Source organism: Gordonia sp. CPCC 205515 (assembly GCF_048537925.1).
Taxonomy (GTDB): Bacteria; Actinomycetota; Actinomycetes; order Mycobacteriales; family Mycobacteriaceae; genus Gordonia.
Genome location: NZ_JBCLVJ010000007.1, coordinates 498,621 through 518,489 on the forward strand (window position 1 = coordinate 498,621; position 19,869 = coordinate 518,489).

At 66.4% G+C, this 19,869-nt stretch carries 17 protein-coding genes; 8 read left to right on the forward strand and 9 right to left on the reverse strand.

The window, feature by feature from the left end; translation table 11 throughout:
* Positions 1–6: 6 nt before the first annotated feature.
* The 4 genes from AAFP30_RS11440 to AAFP30_RS11455 all read left to right on the forward strand — a co-directional run bounded on the left by AAFP30_RS11440 (position 7) and on the right by AAFP30_RS11455 (position 3,962).
* Positions 7–765 carry an IclR family transcriptional regulator gene (locus tag AAFP30_RS11440; protein ID WP_419230018.1) on the forward strand — a complete coding sequence of 253 codons (759 nt, stop codon included), beginning with the start codon at positions 7–9 and terminating at the stop codon, positions 763–765.
* Between the two features lie 111 nt (positions 766–876).
* Positions 877–1,827 (forward strand): PDR/VanB family oxidoreductase, encoded by a 951-nt coding sequence (locus AAFP30_RS11445; RefSeq protein ID WP_419230019.1) that lies wholly within the window; start codon positions 877–879, stop codon positions 1,825–1,827.
* Between the two features lie 30 nt (positions 1,828–1,857).
* On the forward strand, positions 1,858–3,075 hold the full coding sequence (locus AAFP30_RS11450) for a cytochrome P450 (RefSeq protein ID WP_419230020.1): 1,218 nt from the start codon (positions 1,858–1,860) through the stop codon (positions 3,073–3,075).
* Positions 3,076–3,104: 29 nt separating this feature from the next.
* The gene (locus tag AAFP30_RS11455; RefSeq protein WP_419230021.1) at positions 3,105–3,962 is read left to right on the forward strand and encodes a ribokinase; all 858 of its coding nucleotides are present in this window, start codon (positions 3,105–3,107) and stop codon (positions 3,960–3,962) included.
* Between the two features lie 8 nt (positions 3,963–3,970).
* Here the strand turns inward: AAFP30_RS11455 and AAFP30_RS11460 are convergent, their stop codons facing one another.
* Positions 3,971–4,744: a crotonase/enoyl-CoA hydratase family protein gene (locus AAFP30_RS11460; RefSeq protein ID WP_419230022.1), complete on the reverse strand. Its 774-nt coding sequence runs from the start codon at positions 4,742–4,744 to the stop codon at positions 3,971–3,973.
* Between the two features lie 72 nt (positions 4,745–4,816).
* On the opposite strand from AAFP30_RS11460, the gene AAFP30_RS11465 reads away from it, so the two are divergent.
* On the forward strand, positions 4,817–6,139 hold the full coding sequence (locus AAFP30_RS11465) for an aspartate aminotransferase family protein (protein ID WP_419230023.1): 1,323 nt from the start codon (positions 4,817–4,819) through the stop codon (positions 6,137–6,139).
* Between the two features lie 4 nt (positions 6,140–6,143).
* Here the strand turns inward: AAFP30_RS11465 and AAFP30_RS11470 are convergent, their stop codons facing one another.
* A complete protein-coding gene (locus tag AAFP30_RS11470; RefSeq protein WP_419230024.1) occupies positions 6,144–8,120 on the reverse strand; it encodes an OPT family oligopeptide transporter in 1,977 nt (658 codons plus the stop codon).
* Between the two features lie 123 nt (positions 8,121–8,243).
* Here AAFP30_RS11470 and AAFP30_RS11475 point away from each other — a divergent pair, with 123 nt between their 5' ends.
* Positions 8,244–9,401: a lipase family protein gene (locus AAFP30_RS11475; RefSeq protein WP_419230025.1), complete on the forward strand. Its 1,158-nt coding sequence runs from the start codon at positions 8,244–8,246 to the stop codon at positions 9,399–9,401.
* Between the two features lie 4 nt (positions 9,402–9,405).
* On the opposite strand, the gene AAFP30_RS11480 is transcribed toward AAFP30_RS11475, so the two are convergent.
* Positions 9,406–10,122 carry a DsbA family oxidoreductase gene (locus AAFP30_RS11480; protein ID WP_419230026.1) on the reverse strand — a complete coding sequence of 239 codons (717 nt, stop codon included), beginning with the start codon at positions 10,120–10,122 and terminating at the stop codon, positions 9,406–9,408.
* Positions 10,123–10,294: 172 nt separating this feature from the next.
* On the opposite strand from AAFP30_RS11480, the gene AAFP30_RS11485 reads away from it, so the two are divergent.
* Together AAFP30_RS11485 and AAFP30_RS11490 are read left to right on the forward strand one after the other, a co-directional pair.
* Positions 10,295–10,726 (forward strand): MarR family winged helix-turn-helix transcriptional regulator, encoded by a 432-nt coding sequence (locus AAFP30_RS11485; protein WP_419230027.1) that lies wholly within the window; start codon positions 10,295–10,297, stop codon positions 10,724–10,726.
* A gap of 145 nt (positions 10,727–10,871) precedes the next feature.
* A complete protein-coding gene (locus AAFP30_RS11490) occupies positions 10,872–12,569 on the forward strand; it encodes an MDR family MFS transporter (protein ID WP_419230028.1) in 1,698 nt (565 codons plus the stop codon).
* 139 nt (positions 12,570–12,708) lie between these two features.
* Here AAFP30_RS11490 and AAFP30_RS11495 read toward each other — a convergent pair whose 3' ends face one another.
* From AAFP30_RS11495 to AAFP30_RS11520, 6 genes are all read right to left on the reverse strand, one after another.
* Positions 12,709–13,899, reverse strand: coding sequence for an NAD(P)/FAD-dependent oxidoreductase (locus AAFP30_RS11495; protein ID WP_419230029.1), 1,191 nt, complete (start codon positions 13,897–13,899; stop codon positions 12,709–12,711).
* Positions 13,899–15,236 carry an FMN-binding glutamate synthase family protein gene (locus tag AAFP30_RS11500; protein WP_419230030.1) on the reverse strand — a complete coding sequence of 446 codons (1,338 nt, stop codon included), beginning with the start codon at positions 15,234–15,236 and terminating at the stop codon, positions 13,899–13,901. Before AAFP30_RS11500 ends, AAFP30_RS11495 begins: the two co-directional genes overlap by 1 nt.
* 19 nt (positions 15,237–15,255) lie before the next feature.
* Positions 15,256–15,945 carry a protein glxC gene (locus AAFP30_RS11505; protein WP_419230032.1) on the reverse strand — a complete coding sequence of 230 codons (690 nt, stop codon included), beginning with the start codon at positions 15,943–15,945 and terminating at the stop codon, positions 15,256–15,258.
* Positions 15,933–16,829 carry a glutamine amidotransferase gene (locus AAFP30_RS11510; RefSeq protein WP_419230033.1) on the reverse strand — a complete coding sequence of 299 codons (897 nt, stop codon included), beginning with the start codon at positions 16,827–16,829 and terminating at the stop codon, positions 15,933–15,935. The genes AAFP30_RS11505 and AAFP30_RS11510 overlap by 13 nt, the downstream gene beginning before the upstream one ends.
* Before the next feature lie 39 nt (positions 16,830–16,868).
* Entirely contained in the window at positions 16,869–18,212 is a 1,344-nt protein-coding gene (gene glnT, locus AAFP30_RS11515) for a type III glutamate--ammonia ligase (protein ID WP_419230034.1), read from the reverse strand.
* Positions 18,213–18,527: 315 nt separating this feature from the next.
* Positions 18,528–19,868 carry an ammonium transporter gene (locus tag AAFP30_RS11520; protein ID WP_419230035.1) on the reverse strand — a complete coding sequence of 447 codons (1,341 nt, stop codon included), beginning with the start codon at positions 19,866–19,868 and terminating at the stop codon, positions 18,528–18,530.
* Between the last annotated feature and the right edge of the window lies 1 nt (position 19,869).

Genomic DNA, 19,869 nt, shown 5'->3' on the forward strand with positions numbered 1-19,869 from the left:
ACATCCATGCCGCGCGTCGCCACCGGAGAATCGGTGATCGCGCGTGCCGTGCGGGTGGTGGAGGCATTCGGCCTCGACGACACCTCACTCACCGTCGGCGACATCGCCCGCCGCTCCGGACTCCACGTCGCCACCGCATCCCGGATCATCGAGGAACTCACCGCCGCCGGGTGGCTTGAACGCGACGGCCGGTCGGTCCGCATCGGAGTCCGGTTGTGGGAGTTGGCATCCCGATCCTCACCTGCCACCGGGCTGCGGGCGGCAGCCATGCCGTTCATGGAGGACCTGCACCAGGTCATCGGTAACGACACCCAACTCGCGGTGCTCGACGGCACCGAGGTGTTGTTCCTCGAGCGACTCACCTCCCCCAATCCAGTGGTCAACTACAGCCGCATCGCGGGACGGCTACCGGTACATGCGTCGTCGTCCGGTCTGGTCCTTCTCGCGCACGCCGACGCTGCCCGACAGGAAGCCGTGGCGACCGCACCGATGACGGTCTACACCGACAAGACGATTCACACCGCCGCCCAACTCCGCACCACCCTCGCCCACATCCGTCGACAGGGATACGCGCTGTGTCCGGGGCACATCTACCCCGACACCACCGGCATTGCCGCACCGATCCGCGGGTCCGACGACACGGTGATCGCCGCTCTCGCCCTGATCGTGCCGAACGACGACACCGCTTTCACCAAGATCCCGGCGCTGCAGGCGACCGCGCGGGGGATCTCACGGGTAATGGCGTCGGCCGCCGCACCTCGCTGACCTCCGCCTACGCTCTGGGCTTGTCCAACTCTCTCAATGATTGAGAATTGACTATGGCCTGGGCCACTCCGTCGGGCACCCTTGATCCAGCCCACAGATCGAGGAGTGATCATGACGCCGCAGAGCACCAACACGCTACGAGTCCGTGACCGGACGGTCGTCGCCCGCGATGTGGTTGCCCTGACCCTCGACCACCCCGACGGCCGTCGCCTCGCCGACTGGGCGCCCGGCGCGCATATCGACGTGATCCTGCCGAACGGACTCACCCGGCAGTACTCGTTGTGTGGAGATCGTTGGGACGCTTACACCTACCGCATCGCAGTCCGTCGCGAAGCCGACAGCCGGGGCGGGTCGTCGTATATCCACGACGAACTGCGCGTCGGCGACCTGGTCGGGATCGGTGGACCGCGCAACAACTTTCGGATGGCACCCGCGACCCGGTATCTGTTCATCGCCGGCGGCATCGGCATCACCCCGATGCTGCCGATGGTGGCGCAGGCCGAGATCGTCGGCGCGGAGTGGGACTTGCTCTACTGCGGCCGATATCGGGACACCATGGCGTTCGCCGACGACCTCGGTGTGTACGGGGATCGAGTATCGATCGTCGCCAGCAGCGAGTCGGGCCGTACTGATCTCGCCACACTCCTGACTGCTGTCGATGAGGACACGCGCGTGTATGTCTGTGGGCCACAGTCCTTTCTCGACGACGTCACCGCGCTGACCCAGCACTGGCCGGTCGGACGACTTCGGCTCGAGCGGTTCACCGCCCAGCCCGGCGACGAAGCCTCCCGTAGCATCGCCTTCGAACTCGAACTGGCGCGGTCGGGTCACGTGGTGACCGTCGCACCCGAGGTCGGGGTCCTCGACGCCCTCGCCGACGCCGGGATCGGTGTCCTCAGCTCATGCCGCGAAGGGTTGTGCGGCACTTGCGAGACAACGGTTCTCGACGGCGTGCCCGACCACCGCGACTCCGTCCTCGACGACGACGAACGCGCCGCCAACAACTGCATGCTCGTCTGCGTGTCGCGCGCGTGCTCCGATCGCCTCGTCCTCGATCTGTAGATTCTCTCGTCTGAACCACAAGGAGTTCCGATGTCCACCCCACTCGCCGACGCCCCCGTGCTGCCCACCTCGACGTCCGATCCGTTCGGCCTCGACGTGCTCGCCGATCCTCTTCCATTCCAAGAAGAGCTGCGCGAGGCCGGCCCCGTCGTCTACCTCGAGACATATGGCATTTACGGCATGGCCCGCTACGACGAGGTACACGCCGCATTGACCGACTGGCAGTCGTTCCAGTCCGGCGCTGGCGTGGGACTCAGCAACTTCCGCTACGAAAAGCCCTGGCGCCCACCGAGCCTACTTCTCGAGGCTGATCCGCCACACCACGACGCTCCGCGCGCGGTGCTGTCGAAGGTCCTGTCACCACGCTCGATTCGCCGCCTGCGCGATGGCTGGATGGCCGACGCCGTAGAGCTCGTCGATCAGGTCCTCGCCAATGGCACCGAGTTCGACGCGGTACCCGCACTGGCCCAGGCATTTCCGCTGCGCGTCTTCCCGGATGCCGTCGGGCTGCGACAGGAAGGTCGTGAAAACCTCCTGCCCTACGGCAACCACACCTTCAACGCGTTCGGCCCGCACAACAGCCTCGTCGCCGCCGGCGATGCCCGCGTCGGCGAGCTCTCCGCGTGGGTAGCAGAGCAGTGCGAACGAGAAAACCTCGCCGACACCGGTTTCGGCGCCGACATCTGGGCCGCCGCCGACCGCGGCGACATCACCCACGACCAGCCGCCGCGCATCGTACGGTCGCTGCTGACCGCGGGCGTCGACACCACCGTCAACGGCCTGGCCGCGGTGCTCTACGCCTTCGCCACCCACCCCGAACAGTGGCAACGCGTCCGCGAAGACATCTCCCTCGCGCGCACCGCATTCGACGAAGCCGTGCGCTGGGAGTCGCCGGTGCAGACCTTCTTCCGCACCGCCACAAGAGATGTCGAGATCGGCGGCGTCACCATCCCCGACGGCGAGAAGATCGTGATGTTCCTCGGTGCCGCCAACCGCGACCCACGCCGCTGGGATCGACCCGACGAGTTCGACCTGTCCCGCGACCCCTCCGGACACGTCGGCTACGGCATGGGCATCCACCAGTGCGTCGGCCAGCACATCGCGCGCCTGGAATCCGAAGCCCTGCTGACGGCCCTCGCCACGCGCGTCGAATCCATCGAACTCACCGCCCCGCCACGCCGACACCTCAACAACACCCTGCGGTCGTGGGAGTCGTTGCCGGTGCGGATGCAGTTGGCCGCCGGATGACCTGGGAACCCTGACGGCATAATCGACATGTGACCAACGCACACGTCGACGTCGCCGTCGTCGGCACCCTCAATCTCGACATCGTCATCCACGTCGAGCGGATGCCCGACTCCGGCGAGACGGTCATGGGGCGTTCGAAGTCGGAGCGGCCAGGCGGCAAGGGCGCCAACCAGGCCTTGGCTGCGGCGACCGTCGGCACCACCGCCCTGATCGGGATCGTCGGCGGCGATGACGCTGCCGATCGGATGCTCGACGCCCAACTCGCAGGGGGTGTCGACGTCACCCACGTCCGGCGTACCGAGGGCATCAGCGGGCAGGCCGTCATCGAGGTCGACGACTCCGGCGCCAATCGGATCATCGTGTTGTCCGGGGCGAATGGCTCGTTGACCGCCGACGACGTGCGCCACAGCCTGGACGCCGCTGATCCGCGAATCGTGCTGACACAGCTCGAATCACCGCGCGAGGTCACCGCTGCCGTCGCTGCGTGGTGTACCCGGAACGGCCGTCGGATGCTCCTCAACCCCAGCCCCGTGGACGAACTGGACCCGACAATCCTCGCCGCCGCCGATCCGCTCGTCGTCAATGAACACGAGGCCGCGTTCTACGCGCCGACCACGAGCGACGACCCGGAAACCCTTGCGCGACAACTACTCGATGTGGCGAGATCGGTGCTGATCACGCTCGGCGGCGACGGAGTGATCGCCGCCGCCGACGGCAATGTCGAACGCATCGCGGTGGAGCCGGTCGACGTCGTCGACACGACCGGTGCCGGTGACATGTTCGCCGGCGTTCTTGCGGCGCACCTTGCCACCGGGAGCGAGATGCTCGAGGCGGTTCGCCTCGCTACCACGGCAGCCACGGAACTTGTTGCGCAGCAGCGTGAGTGAGGGAAGGACTACTTCTTACTCCACCGCGCCACGCGTTCCCGATGTTCCGGGGTCTGATGCGCCAGCGGCTGCATCGCTGCGGCCAGGTTGAGCACCGAATCCAGTGAGCTGGTGCGGGATTCCACCAGCAGCCGCTTCGCCATGCGGAGCGCGTGACCGGGGTTGCGCGCGATCCGACGCGCGAGTTTGGTTGCTTCGAACAGCAATTCGTCGTCGGGCACCACCCGGCTGACGAGGCCCCACGCGAGCGCAGTCGCCGCGTCGACCCGATCGCCGGTGAAGGTCATCTCGGCGGCCCGTTCGTAGCCGACGGCCCGCTGGAGGAACCAGGATCCGCCGTCGCCGGGGATCAGCCCCAACTGGACGAAACTCTCGGCGAAGAAGGCGGATTCGGCGGCGACTCGGATGTCGCACATCATCGCGAGGTCGCATCCGGCGCCCACCGCAGCACCGTTGATCGCACCGATCACGGGTACCTCGCAGCGCAGCATGGCACGCGGAATGCGTTGGATACCCGAGGCATACCCGTGTCGTTGGGCCGCTCCCGACAGCCCGAAGAGTCCCTCTTCGTCGGCCATCTCCTGCACGTTGCCGCCGGAGGAGAAGATGTGCCCGGCACCGGTGAGCACGATGGCACGAACGTCGGCATCAAGATTGGCCTCGTCGACAGCGGCCTCGAACTCCGCGATCAGTTCCGCGCCGGTGATCGCGTTACCCACCTCCGTCAGATTGATGGTCCAGATCTGTACGGCGTCGGCCGTCGCGATGTCGAGTGATGACATTGCCGCAGTCCTTTCTGTAGACGCATGCTCCGCCACAAAACGCTAGACCACCGGCCGCACTACGGTGAGAACATGACGAGCACTCGCGAGAATCAGGTGTCGACAGACACGAGCGACGACGACCCGCAACGCCAACTCATCCGCTATTGCCCCAGCTATTCGCCCGAGCTGATCGACCGCGCGCAGGGCAGCTATCTCTACACCCAGTCGGGCCGTTCGCTGCTCGACTTCACCTCGGGTCAGATGTCGGCAATCCTCGGTCACTCGCACCCGGAGATCGTCTCGACGGTCCAGCGGCAGGTCGCGACACTGGACCACCTGTTCAGCGGCATGCTGTCGCAGCCGGTCGTCGACCTGTCGCGGCGTCTGGCGGAGTCGCTGCCCGATCCGCTGGACAAGGTGGTGCTGTTGACCACCGGCGCCGAGTCCAACGAGGCCGCGATCCGGATGGCCAAGCTGGTCACCGGCAAACACGAGATCGTGTCGTTCGCCGGGTCGTGGCACGGCATGACCCACGCCGCGGCGGCCGCGACCTACAGCTCCGGGCGCAAGGGGTATGGCCCGGTGGCGCCCGGCAACCTCGCGCTGCCGACGCCGAACGCCTACCGTCCCGACTTCACCCACCCCGACGGCACCCACGATTGGCGTCGTCAACTCGACTATGGCTTCGGCATGATCGACGCCCAATCCGTCGGCTCCCTCGCCGCCTGCATCGTCGAACCGATCCTCTCGTCGGGTGGGCTCATCGAACTCCCACCCGGCTACCTGCGCGCGCTGAAGGACAAGTGCGAGGAGCGCGACATGCTGCTGATCCTCGACGAGGCACAGACCGGGCTGTGTCGCACCGGCGACTGGTATGCCTTCCAGCTCGACGGCGTCGTCCCCGACATCCTCACTCTCTCCAAGACTCTCGGCGCCGGCCTGCCGCTGGCCGCGACCATCACCTCCGCGGAAATCGAAGCGCAGGCGCACGAGCGCGGCTTCCTGTTCTTCACCACCCACGTCTCCGACCCGCTGGTCGCCGCGGTCGGCAACACCGTGCTCGACGTCCTCATCCGCGACGACCTCGCAGCGCGCGCCGAGCAGGCGGGAGCGGCACTGCGACAAGGGCTTCTGGAGATTGCCGACCGTCACGACGTCGTCGGCGATGTCCGCGGCCGCGGACTCATGCAGGGCATCGAGCTCGTCACCGACCGCGAAACCAAGAGCGGTGCAGACGAACTCGGAGCGGCCGTCACCCGACGCTGCTTCGACCTCGGTCTGCACATGAACATCGTGCAGCTGCCCGGCATGGGCGGGATCTTCCGAATCGCGCCGCCGCTCACCGCCACCGACGACGAGTTGCGTCTCGGGCTGGAGATCCTCGATCAGGCGATCAGCGACTGTACGCCCTGATCACTCAGGGCTTGCTGCTCTCCTTCTGCGTCCACTTGTAGAGCCAGGCGGTCACGAGAACGAATGCGACGACACCGAGGATTTCCGCCCCGGTCTCCCAGCTGTCGCCGACGATCGCGAGGACGTCGTCGCGGCCGGTCGCCGCGACGATCCCGGCGAACACCACATTCCAGAGGCTTTCGCCGACGATGAGGCCGGTGGCCAGCAGCACACCCAGACGCTTCTTGCGTTCGACGTTGCCGCCGGTCCGCTCGGCCCAGCGGTTGTACCAGCGGCCGATGAACGCGCCGATCGGAATGATCAGGGTGACCGCCATCGGCAGGTACATGCCCATGCCGACGGCCAGCGGCGGCAAGCTCAGTTTCGTGGTCCGCTGCAGCACCTCGTCGATCGCGATGACCACCACACCGATGAGCGCACCCACTCCGATGAGCGCCCAGTCGAGGTCGCCGCCGAACACGCCTTCGGCCAGCGACGAAATCAGTCCCGCCTGGGGCGCCGCCAGCGCATCCTCCCCGGCACCCGGCGCGCCGACGAAACCGAATGCGGTCTGCATCAACTGCAGCACAGGAGGAATCACCAGGGAGCCGAAGGCGACGCCGATGACGAGCGCAACCTGCTGTTTCCAGGGTGTCGCGCCGACCAACTGGCCGGTCTTGAGGTCCTGCAGATTGTCGTTCGAGATGGTCGCGACACCGAACACGATGGCCGAGGTGAACAAGGTGTAGGCGACCAGCGCGGCCGCCTCCTCCGACGTGCTGGAGCCATACGTGATGTTGATGAGGACCGACGCCGCGAGCACCACGATGATGCCGACACCCGAGATCGGGCTGTTCGACGACCCGATGAGGCCGGCCATGTAACCACACACCGACGCCACGATCAGACCGATCAGGAAGACGAAGATGATGCTCACCGCGATGACCGAGCCCATACTGCCGTGCAGCACGGTGTTGTGCGCGAAGTCCCACAGCATGAATCCGATGGGAATCAGCAGCGCCAGAATGACACCGCCGACGAGGGTGATCGGCATGTCCTGTTCGGTGATGTCGACCTTGTTGCCGGCCTTCCGCTTCCGCGCCGACACCATCGCTTCGGTGATGCCGCGGACGATGGGACCGATGATCTTGACCAGCGTCCAGATGGCGGCCACCGCGATCGCGCCGGCGCCGATGAACCGGACCTCGTTGCTGAACGCCGAGCTGACCACATCGTCGATGGAGCCGGAACCGGGGAGGTCGTTCCAGGTGCGGATGGGCAGCAGAATCCCGTAGGACAGGACCAGCCCGACCAGCATCGCGATACCGACCGTGACGCCGACGAGGTGTCCCACACCGATCAGCGAAAACAGCAGGCTCGCACCGAACATCGTGCCACCGGCACCGACCCGCACGAACCCGGAGATCGTCGAGGCGATGATCTTGGTCTGGGTAGCTATCGAGAACAACGCGGAGACCACGGCGCCGACGACGATCACCCGCAGACCGCGCCGGTTCTCCTCGGCACCCGCGGCGGTGTCGCCGACCTTCAAGACCTCGGCGGCGGCCGCACCCTCGGGGTAGGGCAGGTCGGATCCGGTGACCAGGGCACGGCGCAGCGGAATCGAGTACATGACGCCGAGGATGCCGCCGATCAGGCAGACCGCGACCGTCGTCCAGTACGGGAAGCCGGTCCACCATCCGATCATGATCAGGCCGGGCAGCACGAAGATGATCGCCGACAGCGTGCCCGCCGCCGACGCGATGGTCTGCACGATGTTGTTCTCGACGATGGAGTGGTCGGCGAAGTACCGGAGGATCGCCATCGAGATGACGGCCGCGGGGATTGCGGTGGCGAAGGTCAGTCCGACCTTGAGCCCCAGATAGACATTGGCGGCGGTGAACACCAGGGTGATCAGTCCGCCGAGGATGATGCCGCGGAGCGTGATCTCGCGCAGACTCGCCGACGGCGCGCCCTTGATCGGTGAACCAGTTGTGGACATCGCGACGATCCCTTCACCGACCCCGACAGCCGTGCACGGACTCATTCACTCTAAGAGTGGGGTCGAGAGTTCGCAGGGGTTCGGCACCACTGCGAACGAGTCATCTGCGATTAGGCTCCAGACATGCTGATCTCCGCTGCCATCGCACCGTCGTACGACACGCTGCGGCCGACCATGCTCGACTCGCCGAACGCCGAATTCCCGGTCTATCCGGGCCTGGTCGACGATCTTGTCACCGCCACCGACTGCCCCGACCCGACAGTCCAGCACACATTGGCGGTGGCCTCGGGATACGCATACGCGGATGCATCGACGATGGCCGAGATGATGGCCCGAATGGGGATGCCCCACAACCGATGTCTGCAGGCGACCTTCTCCGTCGACGCCATGTTCATCACCTCCAGCGCCTACCTGGTGCAGAGCGCCGACGGCCGGGTGGTGATCCTCGCCTATCGGGGCACCAAACCGGCCGACGTGATCAGCTGGCTCGGCGACCTCGACGCGCATCCCGACCAAATCGCGTTCCCCTTCGGCGATTCCGACGGCCGGACCTACGCCATCCACGGCGGCTTCTACCGCAATGTCCGCAGCACGCGGTACGTGATCGTCGAGGCACTCAAACGCGCCGCGAACGGGTTGCCCATCGTAGAACCGCATCCGGATGGCGATGCGGACCGGGCACGGATGGCAACGTCGAACCCGGACAACAGTTCCGGACCGTTGCAGCCGATGTCCACGCTCTACGTCACCGGCCACAGCCTCGGCGGTGCGATGGCCGCGCTGATGGCGGTCATGCTGGCCACCGAACCGGAGTACGTGAGCCGGTTCGCCGACGCGTTTCACGGAACCTACACCTTCGGGCAGCCGATGGTCGGGGAACCCGCGTTCGCCGACCGCTGCCGCGACGACGAGTTCCTGCAGGAGCGCACCGTCCGCTACGTGTATGAAAAGGACCCGGTGCCGCATCTACCGCCAACGGCCGTCGGCAAATTCGCCCATTTCGGACAGCAGTACCGATTCGACGCCGACCGGGGTTGGGACGACACCACCGACAAGCCGATCACGCAGGACCACGGATTCCTCGGCCTGCTCGGACTTCCACTCTCGTTCGCGGCACGGCAGCTGCCCATCCTGCGCCGACTACCGACCGAGTACGAGATCGACGATCACGGCCCGCACCACTACATCTCGGCCCTGACGCCGCAGGGCGTCCCGAACGAGTTCGGCGACGCGCACCTGGTGCGCCCGGAGGGCGGCTTCCACCCGGTTCCGGGAAGCTGACGCCTCAATCGGCTTGCGGGACCGCGCATCCGTCGGGTCCACACGTGTCGGCGGAGTCTGCACCCACCGTCACGATCTGCTCACTGGATGCCATTTCCAATGCACGCGTGAAGGTTTCGACAGGCTGCGCACCCGACACGCCATACTTGCCACCGAACACGAAGAACGGGACGCCACTGACGCCGAGCGCAGCAGCCTGTTGTTCGTCGCGCCGGACGTCCTCGGCGTAGGCCTCGGGATCGTCGAGGACGCCGCGCACCGCCTGCTCGTCGAAGCCTGCCGTAACGGCAACGCCGACAAGCCGTTCACGATCCCCGAACAACGGCGCATCCTCGGCGAAGTTGCCGGCGTAGAGCGCGTCGAGAAGCGTCTCCTGCTTGCCCTGGGAGAGCGCGAAGTGCAGTAGCCGATGCATGTCGAAGCTGCTGCCGTAGTCACGGCCCCCGACCTTGTACGGCAGTCCCAGTTCACCGGCCTGTGCGGCGATGCCGCGTTCGTTGGCGAGCACCTGCTCCGCGCTGATGCCGTATTTGTCCGCAATGTGCTGTTCCACCGCGCCGGAAACGTCGGCGGGCACCGTCGGGTCGAGTTCGAACGAATGATGGACGACGACAACGTCGTCACGCCGATCGAACCCCCGCAGCGCGGCCTCGAAACGTCCCTTGCCGAGATAGCAGAAGGGACAGTTGATGTCGGTCCAGATGTCGACGGTGACGGTCATCGCGGAGGTCCTTTCTTTCTCGACGCGGCTTCCGCGTCGGATCACGAAAACCTGCAACACCGAAGCCCGCACCATTGTTCCGGCGTCACTCTCGCCCCCACCCCCGGCGCCTGGGTACGCTGTCGGCGAGCGGATGCAGCAACCGTCCGCCGCTGAGCCGAAGGAACGCCTCGTGACCGCCGACCCCATCACCGAACTCGAGTCCGAGTTGGTCGACATGTGGCGTCGAGGTCGCATCCAATCCCGCGAACGTTCCCGCGCCATCCATCCGCGCCTGGACCCGACCTGTTATCCGATGCTGGCGCTGCTGTCCCGCAACGACGCGGTGCCGATGTCGCAACTGGTCAGCGAACTGGGTCTGGAGAAGTCCACGCTCACCCGGCAGATCGACTCGGCCGCGCGGCTCGACCTCGTCGAACGACGACCCGATCCCCAGGATGCACGCGCGCGGTTGGTCGCCCTGACCGATCTCGGACGAGCACGCATGGACGAAGTGCATGCCACCGCACTGGCCAACTGGCGCGATCGGCTGTCCCGATGGGACCAGGACGACGTCCGGACGCTGGCCCGCCTGCTGCGACGCCTCGGCGAAAACACCAAGTAACTGCGGGAATAGCTCCCAATAGTTGCATGTTGCATCCAACATCCCGTATCGTTGCAACATTCAACTAAACGTGATCGAGAGCACGCTTCTGAACTCACCCGCGGGTCATCCGCGCGGGTCCCACAGAACCTTGGGAGGTTTCCGCATGAGTACGTCCACGCCACAGCCCGGTGGGGCCGTCGCCGCACCGGCGGACGACTCGCCGATGACGCATCGCCAGAAGATCGAGGCCCTGATCGGTCTGCTGCTCGGCATGTTCGTCGCGTTCCTGTCGTCGACGATCGTGTCCAATGCACTGCCGACGATCATCACCGATCTGCACGGCACGCAGGACCAGTACACGTGGGTGGTCACCGCGACCCTGCTCGCGTCTACGGCGACCACCCCGATCTGGGGCAAGTTCTCCGACCTGGTCAGCAAGAAGTTGCTGGTGCAGCTGGCGCTGGCGCTGTTCACCCTCGGGTCGGTCCTGGCGGGTCTGTCGCAGTCGGTGGACATGTTGATCGGGTTCCGCGTGATCCAGGGTCTCGGTCTGGGTGGTCTGCAGGCGCTGGTCGTCATCGTCATCGCGTCGATGTTCAGTCCGCGTGAGCGCGGCCGTTACCAGGGTCCGATCGCTGCGGTGATGTCGTTGGCCACGGTCGCCGGCCCGCTGATCGGTGGCGTCATCGTCGACACCAGCTGGCTCGGCTGGCGCTGGACGTTCTACGTGTGCGTGCCGCTGGCAATCATCGCGCTGCTGGTCATCCAGCGCACCTTGAATCTGCCGGTCGTCCGTAAGGACGTGAGCATCGACTACTTCGGCGCCACCTTCATCGCCGCCGGTGTGAGCACCCTGCTGATCTGGGTCACCCTCGCCGGCAAGAGCTTCGACTGGGCCTCGGCCATGTCGTTCGGACTCGTCATCCTGGGTGTGCTGCTGCTGATCGCCGCCGTCGTCACCGAGAGCAAGGTCAAGGACCCGATCATTCCGCTGGACCTGTTCCGGGACCGGACCATCGCCCTGGCCGTACTCGCCAGCGTCGCGGTCGGTGTCGCACTGTTCGGCGGTGCGGTGTTCTTGGGCCAGTACTTCCAGATCGCGCGTGGCTACTCGCCTACTGCGGCCGGTCTGCTGACGCTGCCGATGATCCTCGGATCGATGATCTCGGCCACCGTGTCCGGTCAGTTGATCACTCGCTTCGGCCGGTGGAAGGGCTTCATCGTGGCGGGCGCCGCAATGATGACCGCCGGCTTCTTCCTGCTGTCGACCATCGACGCGCACACCGACATGGTGTTGATCGGCTGCTACCTGTTCATCCTCGGTATCGGCATGGGCATGAGCATGCAGAACCTTGTCCTGGCCGTGCAGAACAACGTGCCCGCCTCGCAGCTGGGTGCCGCGACCTCGACGGTCACCTTCTTCCGCTCGCTCGGCGGTGCCGCCGGTGTGTCGGTGCTCGGTGCGGTGTTGAGCAACCACGTCACCGACCTGATCACCCAGGGCCTGACCGCCGCCGGTGTGGACATGAGCAAGGCGGGCGGGTCCGGTGCCGGCCTGTCCAACCTCAAGGATCTGCCCGGCCCGATCGCCGACATCGTCCGCGGCGCCTACGGCGACGGCATCGCCCGCATCTTCTTCATCGCGGGCATCCTCGCCGCCATCACCCTGGTGGCCGTCCTGTTCATCAAGGAGGTCGCGCTCAAGACCCAGTCGGGTGACGAGCAGCGGCGTACCGAGCAGCAGGAAGCCGTCGCCGATGGTGACGTCATCGACGCCGAGCTGGCCGAGATCGTCTCCGGCGATCCGATCATCGTCGAGCCGGAGTGGGCCGACGACTCCCGAGCCGGCCGGACAAAGTAGCCCCCGCCCGTCCCGCCGGCTGAGGAGCGACGAGCGAGCCTGCGAGCCCGACGCGTCTCGAAGCCCCGCTCCCCCATTCCGAATCCGCGCCTTCGATCGAAGGAGCCGATTCCGAATGGGGGAGCGGTTTGCTGTCAGCTCAGCGCATCTCCCCCGCCCCGACATACGGGAACCGGGTGGTGAGGTGCTCCCCTTCGGCGAACCGCGACCACCGGAAGTCGGACTCCGGGATACGCGGGTCACTGGACCGGCCGTCGACGACGAGGTCGGCGACCAGCCGCCCGACGGCGGGCGAGATCTTGAACCCGTGGCCACTGAAGCCGGCCGCAACGATCAGTCCGTCGAGCGGGGTGCGGGAGATCACCGGGTTCCAGTCCGGGGTGACGTCGTAGCAGCCGGCGTAGCTGCTGCTGATCGAGGCGTTGTCCAATGCGGGGAACCGGGTGCCGACCTTGTCGACGGTCAGGTCGATGAAGGACTCGGTGGCGCGGTTGAGGTAGCCGTCCGGGTCGGCGATCTCCAGCTCGGCGAGATCGGAGTTGCCGAACAGGATCTCCCCGTTGACGTCGGGCCGAACATATTGCAGCGACACCAGATCCGAGAACACCGGTACGCGCCCGAGGTCGACGCCGGGATCGATCATCACGATCTGCTCGCGGTGCACCCGGATCGGGATGTCCAGTCCGTAGGGCGCGAGGAACGGTGCGCTCCATACGCCGGTCGCGACGACGACGGTGCCGGCGGAGATGGTGGAGCCGTCGGAAAGGGCAACCCCGGAGACGCGGTCACCGTCGACGACGAGTCCGGTCACCTCGGTGCCCTGCCGGAGCCGAACTCCGGCAGCCCGTGCGGTGCCGGAGAACGCTTGCGCTGTCTGGTAGGCATCGCCATAGCCGCCGCGGGCCTCCCAGCCGAACGCGGCAAACGGTTCGAGATCGGCGACCGGCCACAGCTTCGCCACCTCGGATTTGTCGATCTCCTCGGTCTGCACCCCGACCTCGCGTTGCGCAGCAAGCGATTTCCGAAGGCTGTCGACGTTGGCCTCGCCGACGCCGACCACGTAGCCGGTCTGCCGGAAACCGATGTCGGTACCGAAGATGTCCTCGGCCTTCTCGAACACCTCGAGCCCGACGGCGGCCATGGCGGCGAGCGAGCTGACGCCGTAGTGACAGCGGACGATGCCCGACGATTTCCCTGTCATGCCGGCGCCGACGGTATCGCGTTCGACGACAACGACATCGGTGATGCCGCGTTCACTGAGCGCCCAGGCCGCGGCGGCGCCTTCCAGCCCGCCGCCGACGATGACGACGTCTGCGGTGTCGGCCGCCATCAGAACGCACCGCTCATGCCGGGAATCCAGGAGGTTCCGGCGAGCGGTACCCGCGCCATGGCAGCGGATTCGATGGTCAGCGCCACCAGGTCCTCGGGTTCGAGGTGCTGCAGATGAGCCTTGCCGCAGGCGCGGGCAATGGTCTGCGCCTCCATGGTCAGCACCCGCAGGTAGTTGGCGAGACGTCGGCCGCCCTCGATCGGGTCGAATCGGGCCGCGAGTTCCGGGTCCTGCGTGGTGATGCCTGCGGGGTCCTTGCCCTCCTGATAGTCGTCGTAGAAGCCGGCAGCGCTACCGAGCTTGCGATACTCGTCCTCGTGCTGGGGATCGTTGTCGCCCAACGCGATCAGTGCCGCGCTGCCTATCGCGACCGCGTCGGCGCCGAGCGCCATCGCCTTGGCGACGTCGGCTCCGGTGCGGATGCCGCCGGACACGATCAGCTGCACCTTGCGATGCATGTCCAGTTCTTGGAGCGCCTGCACGGCCTGCGGGATCGCTGCGAGGGTGGGGATGCCGACGTGCTCGATGAAGACGTCCTGGGTGGCGGCGGTACCGCCCTGCATGCCGTCGACGACGACGACGTCGGCGCCGGCGTGCACGGCGAGCTTCACGTCGTAGTAGGTGCGGGTGGCGCCCACCTTGATGTAGATGGGCTTTTCCCAGTCGGTGATCTCGCGCAGCTCACCGATCTTGATGGCGAGGTCGTCGGGGCCGGTCCAGTCGGGATGCCGGGACGCGGAGCGCTGGTCGATACCCTGCGGCAGAGTACGCATACCGGCGACGCGTTCGGAGATCTTTTGCCCCAGCAGCATTCCGCCACCGCCGGGCTTGGCACCCTGTCCCAGAACGACTTCGATGGCGTCGGCCTTGCGGAGGTCGTCGGGGTTCATGCCGTAGCGCGACGGCAGGTACTGGTAGACCAGATGCTTGGACTGACCTCGTTCCTCCGGGGTCATGCCACCGTCGCCGGTGGTCGTCGATGTGCCGACCTCCGACGCACCCCGCCCGAGGGCTTCCTTCGCACGACCGGACAACGCGCCGAACGACATTCCGGCGATGGTGACCGGAGTATCGAGGTGCAGTGGATATTTGGCGTTGCGGTCGCCGAGAACCACGTCGGTGCCGCAACGTTCGCGATAGCCTTCGAGGGGATACCGAGACATGGACGCACCAAGGAACAGCAGATCGTCGAAGTGGGGCACCTTGCGTTTGGCACCGCCACCGCGGATGTCGTAGATGCCGGTGGATGCGGCACGTTGGATCTCGGCGATGGCGGCGCGGTCGAAGGTCGCCGATTCACGCAGGCCGCGTTGGCCGAGGGACAGGTTGTCGGTCATGGTGTTTCTCCGGGTGATCTCAGTACGCGGCGGCGTTGTCGACGTGGAAGTGGTAGAGCTCGCGGGCCGATCCGTAGCGGGTGTAGGACTTCGGGTCGTCGTCCTTGAACCCGGCGGCCTTGAGCAGTCCGGCGAGTTCCTCGAGGTGCTCGTCACGCATCGGCTTGGCGATGCAGTCGGCCCCCAGCGATTTGACGGTGCCGCGCACATAGATTCGGGTCTCGTAGATGGAGTCGCCGAGTCCGTCGCCGACGTCGCCGCGGATGACCAGCCGCCCAGCCTGCGCCATGAAGGCGCTGTTGTGGCCGACGTTGCCGCCGATCACGATGTCGACGCCCTTCATCGAGATGCCGCAGCGGGCGGCGGCGTCGCCTTCGATGACGAGCAGTCCGCCGTGTGCGGTGGCACCGGCCGACTGGGATGCGTTGCCCTTGACGACGACGGTGCCGCTCATCATGTTCTCCGCGACACCGGTGCCGGCGTTGCCCTCGATGACGACCTCGGCCTGCTGATTCATGCCGGCGGCGTAGTAGCCGACGTGGCCGTTGACGGTGACCTTGACCGGGGCGTTGAGTCCGGCGGCGACGTTGTGGGCGCCCGCGGGGTTGTCGATGGTGACCTCGCCCGAGATGTCGCCGTGCAGTGCGGAGTTCACCTCACGCAGCGTGGTGGTGGCGAGGTCGAAGTGGTTGGGGCTCAGCGTGTCCATGCGTAGACTACCTCCGGTTCCGGTTCCCAGATGCGGGCGTTTTCGACGCCCGGCAGGTGTGCCAGAGCGCGGTATTCACTGGCCATCGCGACCCAGTCGTCGGTCTCGGCGATGACGGCGGGCTTGCAGGCGATGGCGTCTCGGACCACGGCGAACGAGTCGCGATTGGAGACCAGGAGCGTGTAGAACCCGTCGAAGGTGGCGCAGAGTTCCTTGAGCGCGGTTTCGACGTCGCGTCCGGCGGCGAGCTGCTGCGCGACGAAGCGTGCCCCCACCTCGGTGTCGTTCTCGCTGTCGAAAACGACACCCTGCGAGCGGAGTTCGCGACGGATGGTGGCGTGGTTGGCGAACGAACCATTGTGCACCAGGCACTGCTCCGGACCGACAGCGTAGGGATGCGCACCTGACGGGGTGACGGCGGATTCGGTGGCCATGCGGGTGTGTCCGACACCTTGCCACCCCGAAGCCGAAGCGAGACCCCAGGATTGGCTGAGCGACGTCGGTGTGCCGACACCTTTGAGAACGGTGAGGTCGGAGCCGAAGCCGGCGACGAGCGCGGTCGGGAAGGTGGCGCGGGCTGCGACGAGTAGTTCCTCGGACGGCACTGCCGCCGACAGGACCAGAGTGTCGTCGACGCGCTGTGCGGCCACCGCAGCACCGAGCGCGGCGGCCACCTCGGTGGCGGCCGCGGTGTGGTCGGTGTCCACTCCGAGGAGGCTGATGCAGCCGTGGCCGGCTGGTGACCACTGGGGGTTGCCGTAGACGGCGATGCCGGCCGAATCGGCTCCGCGGTCTTGCATTTCGCAGAGCATGCCGCTCAGCAGGGCGCCGAGTTGCGGGTAGAGATCAGGGTTGCGCAGGTGCAGCCCGACGATTCCACACATTGGTGTTCCTTTGCTTGGTCGTGATCGAAAGTGGTTCTGTCAGAACGCGGTGAGGTACTGATCGACCTCCCACGGCGAGACAGCGGAGTGCCAGTCGAAGAACTCGTCGCGCTTGAGGTGCGCGAAGTATGCGGAGACGCTCTGCGCATCCTGCGGCCAGTCGTCGGGCGTGGCGGCGTCGAGCACCCCGGTGATCACCGGGTCGGCATCGAGCGCGTCGACGGCGTGCAGGAGGGTGAGCGGGAGGTCGGAGACGTGCGAGGGGCAGCTACCGAGGGCGCCTGGGTCGAGACTCCGCTTGACCCCGTCGAGGCCTGCACCGAGGGCTGCGGCGATGGCGAGGTAGGGGTTGGCCGAGCCGTCACCGCCACGCAGCTCGACGCGCTGCTGATCCGGCACGCGGACATAGTGTGTGCGGTCGTTGCCACCGTAGGTCGCCTTGCGTGGCGCCCAGGACGCACCGGACCGGGTGGCCGTGGCTCCGGTTCGCTTGTAGGAGTTGACCGTTGGCGCCATAACCGCTTGCAGGGCGCAGGCGTGTTCGAGCACGCCTCCGACGAAACCATAAGCGGTGGGCGACAATCCGAGACCGCGCTCGTCGTCGCCGTTCTCCGGGAACACCGGGGTGCCGGCGGAGGTCAGCGAGAGGTGCAGGTGCAGGCCGGAGCCGGTGCGTTCGGCGAAGGGCTTGGGCATGAAGGTGGCGATCATGCCGCGCTCGGCGGCGATGGTGGAGAGCAGGTAGCGCAGGGTCACCACCCGGTCGGCGGTGGTCAGCGCGTCCGAGTAGGCGAAGTTCTGCTCGAACTGGCCGTTGCCGTCCTCGTGATCGTTGGCGTAGTTGCCCCACCCGAGCTGGTTCATGGCGGTGGACACCGATGTCAGGTGTTCGTACATGCGGGTGAGGCCCCGGACGTCGTAGCAGGGCTGCGATGAGTCGTCGGCGGCGTCGGCAGTGACGAGTGAGCCGTCGGCGGCGCGCTTGAGAAGGAAGTACTCGACCTCGGCACCGACCCACGGCTCGAACCCGGCGTCGGCAGCCTGGGCGATGAGCGCCTTGAGGATGTTGCGGGGTGCGAACGGCCACGGCTTGCCCTCGACATGCGGGTCGCAGTGGACGATCGCCAGTCCCTCTTTGATGAAGGGAATCGGCAGGAAGGAGGCGGGATCCGGGATCGCAACCAGGTCAGGGTCCTTGGGCTCCTGCCCCATCGCGCCGACCGCGTAGCCGGCGAAACCGACGCCGTCGGTGGCGAGTTCATCGATGGCCTCGACCGGCACCAGCTTGGCGCACGGCTTTCCGCGGAGGTCGACGAACAGCGCGAGGATGAACTTTGTCCCCGAGGCCGCACAAAGGTCGGCGAGGTCGTGGGTGTCGGTCATGGTGTGTCTCCGCTTGGTGTGGGGGTCGAAATCAGTATGACTACTCTTGTGAACTTTTGTCTACTGAAAGTAGACCGCTTGTTTATTGCCGTGGTGTTTCGTGGGCGTGAGCGGTGGGTGTCGATCTGGGCCATGCGCTCCTCGAGCCCGACGCCCTTCCCGCCCTTGAGCCCCCTGCCCTCCCCCGCTCCTTGAGCGCGAAGAGTGAGCGAAGCGAGCCCGACGCTGGTCGAAAGGAGGCATCCGATGAACAGCGAAAAGGAAGCAACGTGCCCACCACCGAAAGGTGATGGGCACGTTGTCAATAGGGCAAAGTCAAGCAGTCGGCGCCTTCTCCCCCGGTGCGCCTGCGGGCATCCGCGCGAGCATCGCCTCACTGAGACCCGACGCGTGGCCGACACCGGCCGCGGGGATCTCATAAGCGGTCTCGGCGTGGATCGTCGAGTCCAGGCCGACGACCTCGGTCTCCTCGTCGACCCGCAGCCCGATCGTCTTATCCAGCGCCTTGGCGATCAGCCAGGTCATCACGAACGAGAAGGTGCAGGTGATCACGATGCCGGCGAGTTCGCGCCAGACCACGTCGAAGCCTCCGCCGAGCAGGATGCCGGTCACCCCTGCGGGGGCCGATCCGGACGCGAAGAGCACGATGCACAGGGTTCCGACGATGCCGCCGATCCCGTGGACCACAAATGCGTCGAGCGTGTCGTCGACCTTGAACTTGCTCTTCATGCTGAGGAACACAGCGACCACTGCGCTCGCCGCGAGACCCACTCCGAGTGCGCCGACGGGGGTCATGGTGTTGGCCGACGGCGTGATGCCGACGAGTCCGGCGATGACGCCGGTCATCATGCCCAGCGAGGTGACGTGACCTTCCCGGAGTCGTTCGATCACCGCAAATCCGAGCATGCCCGCACCCCCGGCGAGCAGGGTGTTGAGGATGACAAACTGCGTGACGAAGTTGGAACCACCCGCGCAGCTGCCGTTGAACCCGAACCAGCCGAACCAGAGGATGCCGCCGCCGAGTAGCGCCAGCGGCACATTGTGCGGACGTTCGGCACGGCGACGCCGTGCTCCGAGCACCATGGCCAGGGCCAACGCGGCGACACCGGAGTTCATGTGGACGGCGGTGCCGCCGGCGAAGTCGTGGACCTTGATGTCGTTGAGGAGGAAACCGCCCTGGTAGCCGTCACCGTCGGCAGCGAAGATCCAGTGGGCCACCGGGAAATACACGAGGGTGAGCCAGATCGGGACGAACACCAGCCATGCCGAGAACTTCATCCGTCCGGCGGCCCCGCTGGCGACGATCGCCACGGTGATGGCGGCGAACAGAATGAACCAGGCCGCGATGTAGAGCACCTGGATACCGCCGGAGCCGTCATCGGACAGGTATTTGCCGAGGCCGATGTAGTCCGCGGGGTTGCCGATGATGCCCCAGCCGCCGACAGACGGACCCGATACCATCCCGTACCCGTAGAGGACATAGATGACGCAGGTGATACCGAGCGTGGCCAGGACCATCGTCATCATGTTGAGGACGTTGCGGGAGCCGACCATGCCGCCGTAATACAGGGCGAGGCCGGGAAACATGAGTAAGACGAAGACGAATGCGGCCAGCATCCACGACAGATCCGCGTGCGCGGAGAGCATGGCTTCCATG

Coding starts and splice junctions, on each gene's coding strand:
- AAFP30_RS11440 (WP_419230018.1), top strand. CDS start 7: ATGCCGCGCGTCGCCACCGGAGAATCGGTGATCGCGCGTGCCGTGCGG.
- AAFP30_RS11445 (WP_419230019.1), top strand. CDS start 877: ATGACGCCGCAGAGCACCAACACGCTACGAGTCCGTGACCGGACGGTC.
- AAFP30_RS11450 (WP_419230020.1), top strand. CDS start 1,858: ATGTCCACCCCACTCGCCGACGCCCCCGTGCTGCCCACCTCGACGTCC.
- AAFP30_RS11460 (WP_419230022.1), bottom strand. CDS start 4,744: ATGTCATCACTCGACATCGCGACGGCCGACGCCGTACAGATCTGGACC.
- AAFP30_RS11465 (WP_419230023.1), top strand. CDS start 4,817: ATGACGAGCACTCGCGAGAATCAGGTGTCGACAGACACGAGCGACGAC.
- AAFP30_RS11470 (WP_419230024.1), bottom strand. CDS start 8,120: ATGTCCACAACTGGTTCACCGATCAAGGGCGCGCCGTCGGCGAGTCTG.
- AAFP30_RS11475 (WP_419230025.1), top strand. CDS start 8,244: ATGCTGATCTCCGCTGCCATCGCACCGTCGTACGACACGCTGCGGCCG.
- AAFP30_RS11480 (WP_419230026.1), bottom strand. CDS start 10,122: ATGACCGTCACCGTCGACATCTGGACCGACATCAACTGTCCCTTCTGC.
- AAFP30_RS11490 (WP_419230028.1), top strand. CDS start 10,872: ATGAGTACGTCCACGCCACAGCCCGGTGGGGCCGTCGCCGCACCGGCG.
- AAFP30_RS11495 (WP_419230029.1), bottom strand. CDS start 13,899: ATGGCGGCCGACACCGCAGACGTCGTCATCGTCGGCGGCGGGCTGGAA.
- AAFP30_RS11500 (WP_419230030.1), bottom strand. CDS start 15,236: ATGACCGACAACCTGTCCCTCGGCCAACGCGGCCTGCGTGAATCGGCG.
- AAFP30_RS11505 (WP_419230032.1), bottom strand. CDS start 15,945: ATGGACACGCTGAGCCCCAACCACTTCGACCTCGCCACCACCACGCTG.
- AAFP30_RS11510 (WP_419230033.1), bottom strand. CDS start 16,829: ATGTGTGGAATCGTCGGGCTGCACCTGCGCAACCCTGATCTCTACCCG.
- glnT (WP_419230034.1), bottom strand. CDS start 18,212: ATGACCGACACCCACGACCTCGCCGACCTTTGTGCGGCCTCGGGGACA.
- AAFP30_RS11520 (WP_419230035.1), bottom strand. CDS start 19,868: ATGGAAGCCATGCTCTCCGCGCACGCGGATCTGTCGTGGATGCTGGCC.